At 38.7% G+C, this 13721-nt stretch carries 6 protein-coding genes; 5 read left to right on the forward strand and 1 reads right to left on the reverse strand.

The genetic code is table 11. The features are described 5' to 3' along the window. Positions 1-3: 3 nt before the first annotated feature. The 4 genes from PEDSA_RS02345 to PEDSA_RS02360 all read left to right on the forward strand — a co-directional run bounded on the left by PEDSA_RS02345 (position 4) and on the right by PEDSA_RS02360 (position 10400). Complete coding sequence (locus PEDSA_RS02345; protein WP_013631548.1) at positions 4-3651, forward strand: pectinesterase family protein; 3648 nt, start codon at positions 4-6, stop codon at positions 3649-3651. 76 nt (positions 3652-3727) lie between these two features. Further along, positions 3728-6328 (forward strand): xylan 1,4-beta-xylosidase, encoded by a 2601-nt coding sequence (xyl3A, locus tag PEDSA_RS02350; protein ID WP_013631549.1) that lies wholly within the window; start codon positions 3728-3730, stop codon positions 6326-6328. A gap of 97 nt (positions 6329-6425) precedes the next feature. Then, the gene (locus PEDSA_RS02355) at positions 6426-7427 is read left to right on the forward strand and encodes a pectinesterase family protein (RefSeq protein ID WP_013631550.1); all 1002 of its coding nucleotides are present in this window, start codon (positions 6426-6428) and stop codon (positions 7425-7427) included. A 504-nt stretch (positions 7428-7931) separates the two neighbouring features. Continuing rightward, positions 7932-10400 carry a glycoside hydrolase family 95 protein gene (locus PEDSA_RS02360; protein ID WP_013631551.1) on the forward strand — a complete coding sequence of 823 codons (2469 nt, stop codon included), beginning with the start codon at positions 7932-7934 and terminating at the stop codon, positions 10398-10400. A 175-nt stretch (positions 10401-10575) separates the two neighbouring features. Here the strand turns inward: PEDSA_RS02360 and PEDSA_RS02365 are convergent, their stop codons facing one another. Beyond that, a complete protein-coding gene (locus PEDSA_RS02365; RefSeq protein ID WP_013631552.1) occupies positions 10576-11265 on the reverse strand; it encodes an SIR2 family NAD-dependent protein deacylase in 690 nt (229 codons plus the stop codon). A gap of 204 nt (positions 11266-11469) precedes the next feature. Here PEDSA_RS02365 and PEDSA_RS02370 point away from each other — a divergent pair, with 204 nt between their 5' ends. Next, on the forward strand, positions 11470-13650 hold the full coding sequence (locus tag PEDSA_RS02370) for an alpha-L-rhamnosidase-related protein (protein WP_013631553.1): 2181 nt from the start codon (positions 11470-11472) through the stop codon (positions 13648-13650). The last annotated feature ends 71 nt before the right edge of the window (positions 13651-13721 follow it).

A 13721-nucleotide genomic window follows, 5' to 3' on the forward strand; every position in this document is an offset into this window, starting at 1 on the left:
TTCATGAAAAAGTATTTTTACTTATTTGTTGTGTTTTTAAGCATTCTTCAGAGTGGTGGGAAGGCGCAAACACCACAGGAGAAACTGCTGTATTCTACAGATTTTCAGGAATGGACAAAATTTTCCAGTAATTCTACTTTGCCAGGTACAGTGGTGTCAAAAACAACTGATTTTACTCAGGAAAGGTTTGATTTCAGCTATTTTAAAGTAGCTGTTGATCCAACCAAAACAGATGTCAAATTTATTGGCGTAACACCTGGAGCAGCAATTACAGACAAAGCAGGCGATTGTTATATCCAATTGTCTCCGCTAGCCTCCATAACAAAAGTGGTTTTTACGCATGGAGCAACTGGAGGAAACAGAGGTTATAGGTTAGAGAAAAAAAGTAGTACCGATGCAGATTGGGTAACTGTTTCTAATGCTTTTGCCGTTCCAGCGGGAGGACAAACTGTTACAGTAAGCATCAACGAAGAAAATGTTGCATTGAGATTTACTAATCTTACCACTGACCAAAATGCTTATCTGTTTGATCTCAAAATTTATGGTAATTATACGCCTGTAGGGACACAACATACCCTAACCACATTGGTAAATATTGCCAATGCAGGTACAATAACAAAAACACCTAACAGCTATGAATATACAGAAGGAAGTACTGTTAGTCTGCAGGCAACCCCAAACTTTGGCTACAAGTTCGTTAAATGGGTAGACGCTGATAATGCTGATGCAGAATTGTCTGTATCAAATCCATATGTGGTTACAATGGATGCTGCCAAAAATATTAAAGCAGTATTTGAAACCGTAGCAACTTATAATTTTACGGTAAATAAAACAGGTTCAAACTGGGGCGATGTAAAACTATCCCCTGAGCCTGTAAGCGGAAAATACGAGGCTGGAACAGAGGTAACCATGACGGTAACTCCAAATGCTGTAAGCACTTTCAGCTATTGGGAAGATAATTCTACAGTATTACAAAGAACAGTTATTGTTAATGCAGACGCAACTTACACCGCCACGTTTGATGAAATTCCCTTTATAGTAGGATGGGATTTTATGGATCAAACTACCAAACAAGATAAAACTGCCGATTATTACGCAGAGAGCACCAATACAGGTATGATATCTGCATATTCTGCTTCGAATGCCTCTGTAGCCTGGTTGTCCAGTGCCGCGAGTTATTCTCCGTCTTATCCGGCAGCAAGATTATGGACACCGGCTGCTGACTTTAATGCCGGAAACCTGAGATATTTGAAAGCACAATTCTCTACAGAAGGCTATAAGAATATCCAGGTAAAATCAATGGTAGCAGCTTCTTATCAGGCTTATTCCGTTTATAAACTACAATATTCTTTAGACGATATTTCTTATACGGATATAGCAACTGTAGATATATCTGGCAAATATAACAGCAGTTGGTCCGATCTGAATGCTACCTTACCACAGGAAGCAGAAGGAAAGCCAAGAGTTTATTTGAAATGGGTGGCAGATAAAGGAAGCGCTAAACTTGACGGTAATGCAAGCAATCCTGGATCTGACGTTGAAGGCATTGCCTATACCAATGTATTTGTGTATGCAGATAAAGAAATCGTAAATGATACAGATGCTCCGGAATTAATTTCTTCTGTACCGGCTGTAGGTTCGGCTACAGCAACCGTTAATGGTTCTGTTGTGTTAACATTTAATGAACGGGTAAAAGCAGGAACGGGTAATATCACGTTAGGAACAAAAGTGCTTTCCGGCGTTTACGGAACAAAGTCCGTTACATTCGCTTATGAAAAATTGAGCTATAATACATCATATACCGTAACTATACCGGCCGGAGCTTTAATTGACATGTCTGGGAATGCTTATGCCGGAATTACTTTTACCTTTACTACAGCAAACAGAACACAGCCAACTAAAAAAATGTTTGATGCGGTTGTGGCAAAAGATGGTTCGGGAGATTATCTGTCAGTAATAGATGCCATAGCAGCAGCGCCTGGTAACAGGGTAACTCCATGGTTAATTTATATCAAGAACGGAAAATATACCGGACATCATGATATACCTTCAAGCAAACCTTTTATACACTTAATTGGCCAAAGCCGCGATGGTGTAATTATCTCTGATAATCTACTTTCCGGTGGCGAAAATGCTGTGCATGTTTCTGTAGGAGCAACCATGGTGGTAAATTCTACAGATTGCTATTTCGAAAATCTGACTTTAGAAAATAGTTGGGGTTACGAACAGCTGGCAGGGCCACAGGCATTGGCTTTGTTTTCGACGAAAGACAGATTTACCCTTAATAATGTTTATCTCAGAAGTTACCAGGATACTTATTTAACTTCATATAATAATGTGTCAGACAGGCACTATATTAAAAATTCGAGAATAGAGGGAGCTGTTGATTTTATTTATGGGGCCGGAGATGTGTTCTTTGATCGGGATACCATTTCTGTAAATAGAGATGCAGGTGGCTATATTGTTGCACCAAGCCACAAGCCGGAAACTGCTTACGGTTATGTATTTAGTGATTGCATATTAATGAAAGATAGAGTATCCAGTGTAATTACTTATTTAGGAAGACCATGGCAGGGATCACCAAAAACTGTATTCCTGAATACAAGGTTATTGGACGGAATAAGTATCTATCCTAAAGGATGGTATTATAAAATGGGAGCTATACCAGCGGTATTTGCAGATTACAATACCATGGATATAAATGGTAATGCGATAGATTTAAGCCAGCGTATAGAAGATTATGAGTACGATGTTAAAGATGGAAGCGGAAATGTTACCGGAGTAGTAACAGGTAAAGCTAAAAAATCACTTACACCTTCAGAAGCAGCAGGCTATAGCTATGAAAATGTTATTCTCAGAAATGGAGATAGCTGGGATCCGCGTTTAATGACAGAAGCTCCCGACAAGCCAACAAATCTATCCCTTAATAATAATGAGCTTACATGGAATGAAGTAGATTATGCAAGGTTGTATATTATATTCAGAAATAATCAAGTAATAGGTTTTTCGCTAAATGGCACATATACAGATGCAACGGCAGTACAAGAAACAAATTATGCCTATAAGGTTCAGGCAGTAGGAGAGTTTGGAGCTTTAAGTGCAGAATCAGAAGTAATACAAACTTTACCAATTACCGGCTTACAGGTAAAAGCTGTTAAAGCAGGACAATCTGTGCAACTTAACTGGAGCACTTTAACAGAGAAAGGAACTTCTCATTTTACTATAGAAAGAACAATTGACGGAAAGAATTTTGAGGAATTAGGAAATATAAAAGCCACAGGAAACAGCAATATAAAACAAACGTATTATTTTACAGACCATGCACCGCTGGCCGAAACCAATATTTATAGAATAAAGGCCATAGATTTTGATGGACATACCGAATACAGCGATTTAGTTTCCGTAAGATTTACAAATAATGTAAACATAGCTGTATATCCTAACCCGGCAACCGAATATATCAAACTATCTTCTACGGTATCAAAAAATAACATTAGTATATACGATATGACAGGTAAAAAAGTATTTACTGCTCAACAAGTAGAAAATAATCAGAATTTTAACATCTCGGGTTTACCAATAGGAATATATATAGTAGAAATAAATGATGCTAATGGTAATAATCATGTAACCAGATTGGTAAAAAAATAAAATGAACGGTCGGTTTAGATGGTGTTGATAGTTAGCCTCGGTAGAATTGTTAGATATCTTCAATTAGTATAAGTTTATGAGAATTTTTGTTTTTTCAGTTTTTTTAATTTTTCTAGGCTCACAAATATCAGCACAGAATAAACTATATCCATTTCAGGATAATCGTCTGCCCTTTGACAAGAGGGTAGACGATCTGTTACAACGTCTCACTGTAGAAGAAAAAGTCTTACTGATGCAGGACGTGTCCAGACCAATAGAACGTTTGGGAATTAAACAATACAACTGGTGGAACGAAGCATTGCATGGTGTAGCCAGGGCCGGCTTAGCAACGGTATTTCCACAGCCTATCGGTATGGCGGCGTCTTTTGACAGAGATGCACTGTTTAATGTGTTCAATGCAGTTTCAGATGAAGCAAGGGCAAAGCACAATTATCATTTGTCGCAGGGGAGCTATGGCCGATATGAAGGTTTAACCATGTGGACTCCAACAATCAACATTTTTAGAGATCCGCGTTGGGGCAGAGGTATAGAAACCTATGGCGAAGACCCATACCTTACTGCGGTAATGGGCGTTCAGGCGGTAAAAGGATTACAGGGCCCTTCCAATGGGAAATACGATAAATTACATGCCTGTGCTAAGCATTTTGCCGTTCACTCCGGTCCGGAATGGAACAGACATTCCTTTGATGCTGCGAATATTAAACAAAGAGATTTATACGAAACTTATTTACCGGCCTTTGAGGCTTTGGTAAAAGAAGCCAAAGTGCAGGAAGTTATGTGTGCCTATAACCGGTTTGAAGGAGATCCGTGTTGTGGAAGCGATAGGTTATTACAACAAATATTAAGAAAGAAATGGGGTTTTGAAGGTATAGTAGTAGCCGATTGCGGGGCTATTGCAGATTTTTTTAAAGAAAATGCACATAAGACACATCCCGATGCTGCTTCAGCATCTGCAGCTGCGGTATATAGCGGAACAGATCTGGACTGTGGATCCAGCTACAAAGCACTTACAGAAGCAGTAAAGAAAGGATTGATAGAGGAAAAAGATATTGATGTATCGGTAAGACGTTTATTGATGGCCAGGTTCAGACTGGGAGAAATGGACGATCAATCTTTGGTACCCTGGTCCAAAATTAGTTATAATGTGGTAGCCTCTAAAGCGCATAATCAAATAGCCCTGGACATGGCAAGAAAGTCCATAACCTTGCTGCAGAACAAGAACAATATACTACCATTAAAAAGCGGTGGGCTTAAGATTGCCGTTATGGGACCAAATGCACAGGATTCTGTTATGCAGTGGGGAAACTATAACGGTACCCCGGCTAACACCATTACCATTCTGGAAGGTATAAAAGCTGCTTTAGGACCAAAGGATAAATTGATTTATGAGCAGGCCTGTGGTTTGGTAGAACAGACTTTAATGCGGAGCGCTTTTAACGAATGTTCATTTACCGGAAAGCAGGGTTTCCGGGCTACCTATTGGAACAATAAGGATAGAAACGGAGCTCCGGCAACCAATATGCAGATGTCCAATCCTTTTGCCCTTTGTACATCCGGAGCAACGGTATTTGCACCTAAGGTAGAACTGACAGATTTTTCTGCAAGTTATGAGGGTGTGTTTAAGCCTTCAAAATCGGGAGAAGTGGTAATGGAGTTTTATATGAATGGTCTTTTAAGTTTATGGGTAGATGGTACAGAAGTAAAAAGTGCTAAAACAAACCACGGTAGCCGTAAGCAGACTTACAATATGAAAGTCCAGCAAGGTAAGAACTATGATATTAAGTTCTACTTTGCTCATAATAATGGAGACGCACAATTGAATTTTGATATTGGCTATAAAGAAGAGGCAAATATCAATAAATCGATTAAAAATATTGCCGGAGCAGATTTAGTTGTTTTCGTAGGAGGAATTTCCCCGTCTTTAGAAGGGGAGGAAATGGGAGTGAAGCTACCTGGATTTAGAGGTGGCGACCGTACAGATATCCAGCTTCCGACAATACAAAGGCAGTTTGTAAAGGCTTTAAAAGAAGCAGGTAAGAGAGTTATTTTTATCAACTGTTCTGGTTCGCCTATAGGGCTGGCAGATGAGATGGCCAATAGCGAAGCTATTGTACAGGCATGGTACCCGGGGCAGGCAGGCGGACAAGCTGTTGCCGATGTTCTATTTGGGAAATATAATCCTTCTGGACGTTTACCAATAACCTTCTATCGGGATACGACACAATTGCCTGATTTCGAAAATTACGATATGGCCGGTCGCACCTATCGTTATATGCAGGATAAACCATTGTTCCCATTTGGATATGGTTTAAGCTATACCCAATTCCAGTACGGAAATCCGATTTTAAATCAGCAGGTTATTACTAATGGACAGACAATACAGCTAACTGTGCCGGTAACCAATACTGGTAAGCGGAGTGGCGACGAGGTTGTCCAGGTTTACTTAAGGAAAAAAGGAGATGCTACCGGGCCTGTAAAAACATTGAGAGATTTCAGAAGGCTAAGTTTTAACGCCGGGCAAACCCAACAAGTGGTATTTAAAATTACACCTAAACAGCTGGAATGGTGGAACGAACAATCTAAAGCAATGCAGGTACAATCGGGAGATTATGAATTGCTGGTAGGTAAAAGTTCTGCAGATGAAGATTTAAAAATGGTGACATTTACTATCAGATGATTTAGTTAGTTAGTTAGTTAGTTAGTTAGTTAGTTAGTTAGTTAGTTAGTTAGTTAGTTAGTTTTGAGATAGTTATTAAAAATAAATAAGAAATATAATGGATTTGAAATACGCAGCTTTAATAAGTGTTTTATCGTTAAGCTTGTCTTGCAGCAGCAAAGCAGACGATACACCTAAAAAAGAGGAACAACAAATAGAAACTGTCAAATACGACCTGATCGTGGCGCAAGATGGATCGGGTAATTTTAAGACGATACAGGAAGCCGTAAATGCAGTACCAAGTGGGAAGACTAAACCGTTTACTATTTATATAAAAAATGGTATATATAAGGAAATAGTAACTGTACCATCTTCCAAAACATTTGTCTCTTTTAAGGGAGAAAATGTCGAAAAAACCATTATTACCTATGATAATTATGCAAAGAGACTCAATAGCGAAGGAAAAGAATATGGTACTTCCGGTTCTGCATCGGTATTTATTAACGGAAACAATTTTACTGCAGAACAGATTACTTTCGAAAATACCTCTGGTATAGATGCCGGGCAGGCATTGGCCATTAATATTGGTGCACCTAAATCAGCTTTTAAAAACTGTAAATTTCTTGGCTTTCAGGATACATTTTATGCAGGAAACGGTACGCTGCAATATGTAACAGATTCCTATATTGGCGGAACGGTAGATTTTATTTTTGGTGGTTCTACAGCTTTCTTTGAAAATTGCATCTTGCATAGTTTCAGAGATGGATATTTAACGGCCGCTTCTACACCGCAGGAACAAAAATATGGCTATATATTCCAGAAATGTAAGATAACAGCAGCATCAGACCTTAAAAAAGCGTCTGTTTACCTGGGCCGCCCGTGGAGGCCTTATGCCAATGTGGTTTTTGTGGAATGTGAAATGGGCGGACACATCAGGCCGGAAGGATGGCATAATTGGGGAAATACTGATAATGAAAAAACAGCAAGATATGCAGAATATGAGAGTAAAGGGGAAGGGTATCAGGCCGGTAAAAGAGTAAGCTGGTCTAAGCAATTAACAGCAGAAGAGGCTAAGTTATATTCTAAACAAAATGTTTTAGGAAGCTGGAATCCGTTTTAGTTAGTGAATAAAGATAGAGTAGTAAGTTATCCTGAGGGTAAATGTAATTTATACAAATCAATATAGGTTGAGGTTTTCACTCCCCATTATCTTGATCCCGCCCAAAGTCTATCGTGTGGACATAAGTTAAGTCGTCCCGAACTCCTGACTGTCGTTAGGCAAATTGTTTCGCATACGCGTCAAGTTAAGAGTTCCCTTATCCGCCCTTTGGGCACCTTCTCCTCCCAAAGGGACTCCTTCGGAGCAGGGAGAAGGAGAAAAGTACAATGTTTCTGCTATGAAACACCGTTCTTGAATTTTGCACTTCCGTCTTCCGACTTGTCGGAAGTGATTAAGGGAGAGGGGATTATGATATGATTAGATTGCTAAAAGTTCTTAACTTGTCGCTAATGCGAACTTGTTTCTGGATTTCATAATAAAGGTGTTAGTGAACCTGCATAAACGTATTGGAATACATAATATGAGAATATTAAAAGTTTATAATCAAACAAATTAATTTTTAGAATGAGATACTTTATTAAAAAAGCACTTTTCCTGTTACTGTTCTCACTGTGCGGAAGTCTGGTTTTTGCGCAACAGCAAAATCCAATGGAGTTATGGTATAACCAGCCGGCAGCAAACTGGAACGAGGCCCTGCCCATAGGCAATGGCTTTCTGGCAGGTATGGTTTTCGGGGGAGTGCAGAAAGACAGAATTCAGCTTAATGAAGAAACTATTTGGGCTGGTGAACCGGGAAACAATATCATTCCAAACGTTTATCCTGCAATTGCAGAGATCAGGAAACTGCTGGTCGAAGGCAAATATAAAGAAGCGCAGGATCTGTCTAATAAAGCGTTTCCCAGACAGGCGCCTAAGGGAGGGAATTATGGTATGCAGTACCAGACTGCAGGTAATTTATTTTTAGACTTTGGCCATGGTGGTTTTATAAATTACAGACGGAATCTTGATATAGAAAAAGCGACCGCATCAATTTCTTATCAGGCAAACGGAATAGATTATAAGCGTGAATATATTGCGCTTATACCTAAAAAAGTTATTGCCATAAGACTAACGGCAAGTAAGACCAAAAGCATTTCCTTCACTATAGATATGGATGCGCCATTTAAAGAATTCCAGAAAATTGCTTTAACAGATAGGTTATTGTTAAAAGCTGTTTCGTCTTCTGTAGATGGTAAAAAAGGACGAGTTAAGTTTGAAACACAGGTTGTGCCTAAACTGGAAGGCGGTACTTTAGAAATAAAAGACAATAAACTTGTAGTGAAAGAAGCCAATGCCGTTACCTTGTTTATTTCTATAGGAACCAATTTTAATAACTATCAGGACATCAGTGCAAATGAGAATATCAGGGTAAAGCAAAGATTGGCGGAGGTAACAGGACAGTCTTATAAAAAGCTTAAGGCAAATCATATCAAAAGCTATCAGCAATACTTCAATAGAGTTAAACTGGATTTGGGCGTAACTTCTGTAATGGATAAACCAACCAATCAAAGGGTAATAGACTTTAAGGAAGGTAATGACCCTGCTCTGGTATCTTTATACTTCCAGTTTGGGCGTTATCTGTTAATATGCAGTTCTTTTCCCGGAAGTCAGCCCGCAAACCTTCAGGGCAAGTGGAACGAAAAATTGAGTCCGCCATGGGATAGTAAGTATACTGTAAACATCAATACCGAAATGAATTATTGGCCTGCAGAGGTTACTAATCTTCCTGAGATGCATCAGCCTCTATTCAAGATGCTTAAAGAGCTGTCGGAAACCGGAAAAGAAAGTGCCGGCCAGATGTATAAAGCCAGAGGGTGGAATCTGCACCATAACACGGATCTATGGCGTATAACCGGCCCCGTAGATGGTGGCTTTTATGGTATGTGGCCAATGGGTGGAGCGTGGTTAAGTCAGCATATCTGGCAACATTACCTTTATAATGGAGACAATGATTTCCTGAGGGAGTATTATGATGTATTAAAAGGAGCAGCTATGTTTTATGTTGATGTTTTGCAGGAAGAACCTAAGCATAAATGGTTAGTGGTAGCGCCGTCTATGTCACCCGAAAACACTTATTTACCAAGCGTAGGAGTAGGTGCTGGTACTACTATGGACAATCAGCTTGTTTTTGATGTATTTGCAAACTTTATCCGGACATCCGAGATTTTAAAACAGGATCAATCTTTTGCTGATACGGTACGTAACATGATAAATCGTTTACCACCAATGCAGGTAGGCCAGCATGCACAATTACAGGAATGGCTTCAGGATTGGGACAAAGTGAACGATAAACACCGACATGTATCTCATTTATATGGTTTATTTCCGGGCAATCAGATTTCGCCTTACCGTCATCCGGAACTGTTCGAAGCAGCCCGCAATTCATTAATTTACAGAGGCGATAAATCTACCGGATGGTCTATGGGCTGGAAGGTGAACCTATGGGCCAGGTTGCTGGACGGAAACAGAGCTTATAAATTAATAGAAGATCAGTTGAGTCCTGCGCCACAGGAAGAAAAAGGCCAGAATGGAGGAACCTATCCGAATCTTTTCGATGCGCACCCACCATTCCAGATTGATGGTAACTTTGGATGTACATCTGGTATCGCCGAGATGTTAATGCAATCCCATGATGGAGATATTCATTTGCTACCAGCATTGCCGGATAAATGGAGAAGCGGAAGTATATCAGGTTTAATAGCCAGGGGTGGTTTTGTAATTGATATGGCCTGGCAAGACGGAGAAATCACTAATCTTAAAATTCATTCTAAACTTGGCGGGAATTGTCGTATACGTGTTCATAATGCAATTAAATCCAATAGGATAACAATAATTACAGCTAGTGGATCTAACTCAAATCCTTTTTATGAGCTGCCTACCGTAAAGAAACCTTTGGTTTCTGTAAAGGCGTCTTTAGCGGGAACAGGCGTTTCTTCTGGTCAACTTTATGATTTCCAGACAAAAAAGGGAGGTACATATGAATTTTATAAATAGCCTGATATACAATGCTAAAATAAAGGAAAGCGAGTCGGCAAGCTTTTAAAATAAAAACGACAATTGGTTAAAAATCTATCCTATGAAAAGCATTAGCTTTAATTGGTTTTATAGCGCTACAGTTCCCAGCTGTAGCGCTATTTGTGTTTAAAAGAAAGGACTTAGGGATTTTTTTCTAACAATTTGACTTTAAGCATCCCAATAACCTCATCAATACCTCCGTAGCTTTCTTGGTAACATAATGAATTTTAGCTCTAGAGTTATTAGCTGGCGGTGTATTAACATCTAAAATTATAATCTCTGAATCATGCGGCAGATACTGAGTAAGTCCCGCTGCTGGATAAACTTGCATAGAAGTACCTATGATAATACAAGCATCAGCTTTTCTGAAAATAGGAATAGCATTTTCAATTTCGGGAACAGCTTCGCCAAACCAAACAATATCCGGTCGCCAGAAACCACCATCCGGAGCCAAATCTCCAAATATCATGTCATCAAATACCTTAGCTTTAATTGTTTTGTTTCTATCACTACATCTTGAAAATAAGCTACCATGTAATTTTATAATATTTGAACTTCCGGCTTCTTCATGTAAATAATCTACATTCTGCGTGACAATATGTACATTAAAATCTTTTTCAAGTTCTTTTAATTTGATATGCGCATAGTTAGGTTTAACCGTTTTGGCTTGTTGTCTTCTTAAATTGTAAAAGTTTAAAACTAATTCTGGATTTTTTAACCAGCCTTCTGGTGTGGCTACATCCTCAATGCGATGCTTTTCCCATAAACCATTTTGATCCCTGAAGGTTGCAATTCCACTTTCTGCACTAATACCAGCACCTGTTAATACCACTATGTTTTTCATGCTGTAAATATATTTATATAATTATATCGAATATTCAAGACTCAATGGCAAACACTCAAGATTAAAAATTAAAAACTCGTCACTCACCGCTACGCTAATATCATATAAAACAAGGGAAACATATTATATAAAATGCAGACCTATAGCTAATAGATTTGGTATAGCTGTAAGTGGCTCTTTTTTAGTTGAAATCCATTATAAGATATGAACATTCTATACCCTAAGAATCTGTGTGTTGCGCTTGTAATAGCAATAACAAGTTTATGCAGTTTAACAACCAAAGCACAAGAGCAAAAATCAACCTGGATTTGGTATCCCGGAGATTTTGAAATTTGGTTAAGTAACGATATGCAAAACCGACGTACCGAAAGAGGAACATTCTTTCCGCCATTCTGGCGAATGGATAGCCATTATGTTCTGGTAGAATTCCACAAAGTTTTCAACTTAACAGAACCAGAGGATATTGAAATTTTTGCAGAAGGAAGATACAATGTTAAAATCAACGGCAAGATGGTATCGGGATATCCAAAAAAGCTGACTATTCCTGCGGGACAACAAAAAATCAATATAAAAATTCATAACCAGGGACATGTGCCTGCATTATACATCAAAGGTAAAACCATTAAAACAGATAATACCTGGTTGGTAACTTTTGAAGATAAGGAGTGGATCGACGAAACCGGAAAGGCTTCAGACCAATCCGGAACTACTTATGTAAAAGCCGGAACCTGGAATTTCAATACTCCGGATAATAAGCCTTCTGCGTTTAAATTAGCAACCAGACCTCAAGAGGCTATAAATACCGAGAAAAAGGGAAATCAACAAGTTATAGACTTTGGAAAAAATACTTTCGGCTTTGTAAAATTGCACCAGTTAAAAGGTAAGGGTAAAATACAAATCTACTATGGAGAGTCAAAAGAAGAGGCTTTGGGAACGAAGACATGTGAGACCTTCGATATTTTTGATATTAACAATGTCAGTGCAAAGGATTCAGTTTTAGAGCTGTCAAAAGCTTTCAGATATGTGAATATCGTTACCGATCCTGAAGTTTCTATAGCTAAGGTTTCTATGCTATATGAATATTTGCCAATGAAAGATCGTGGCCGTTTCACTTCTTCAGATGCAGAATTGAACAAGATTTGGGATGTTTCCAAATATACCATGGAATTGACTACTCGTGAATTCTTTATTGATGGTATTAAACGTGACCGTTGGATTTGGAGTGGTGATGCGTATCAGAGCTATCTAATGAATTATTACTTGGGTTTTGATTCTGAGTCGGTAAAACGTACCACTTTGGCCCTAAGAGGTAAGGAACCTACCATGAGCCATATCAATACCATTATGGACTATACGTTCTATTGGTTTCTGGGAATCTACGACTACTATTTATATACAGGAGATAAGGAGTTTATTGAACTGGCTTATCCTAAAATGCAGTCTTTAATGGAATTCTGTCTTCAACGCAGAAATAAAGACGGTTTAATGCAGGGACTTTCCGGCGATTGGATCTTTATTGATTGGGCAGATGGATTGAGCAAAAAAGGCGAAGTGAGTTTTGAGCAGCTATTGCTGTGCAGAAGTTTGGAGACGATGGCTTTGTGTGCCGATATTTTAAAAGATCAAAAAGCGAAGGATTTCTATAGTGCAGAAGCGAAAAGTCTGAAGTCTAAAATATTTAACTATTACTGGAACGAAAGCAAACAGGCTTTTGCCCATAGCAGAATCGATGGTAAGCAAACGGATAATGTGACGCGTTATACCAATATGTTCGCTATTTTCTTTGATTATCTGAATGCTCAACAGAAGCAAGGCGTGAAACAAAATGTATTGTTGAATGACAATATCCAAAAGATTATGACGCCTTATATGCGTTTCTACGAGTTGGAAGCTTTGTGTGCTATGGGCGAGCAGAATTATGTCATGAAAGAGATGAAGGATTATTGGGGAGGTATGTTGAAGTTAGGGGCAACTACTTTCTGGGAAGAATATAATCCTGCAAAATCTGGCGCAGAACATTATACCATGTATGGCCGTGAATTTGGAAAAAGCCTTTGTCATTCCTGGGGAGCCAGCCCGATTTATCTATTGGGTAAATATTATTTAGGTGTACGCCCAACTGCTCCGGGTTATGAAAACTATACTATTGAACCTCATTTAGGTGGCTTGAAATGGATGCAAGGTAGTATCCCCACACCAAAAGGAGAAATTGAATTGTATGTAAGCACTTCTGAAATTAAAGTGAAGTCTCCGGTAGGAACTGGTACATTGAAAATAAACAATAAGAAAAAACCGGTTTGTAAAGATGCAACAATTAAGACAGTAGGAAAGAACCAGTATGAGTTGCAAGTGGAGAAGGGAAGAGAATATTTGGTTAAGTTATAGTACAGTTGCAGGTAGTAAGTTTTAGGTTATAAGTGTGTTATTCCAAAGACTTAATAAATAAGAACAGATCT

Origin of the sequence: Pseudopedobacter saltans DSM 12145 (genome assembly GCF_000190735.1) — a bacterium.
GTDB lineage: Bacteria > Bacteroidota > Bacteroidia > Sphingobacteriales > Sphingobacteriaceae > Pseudopedobacter > Pseudopedobacter saltans.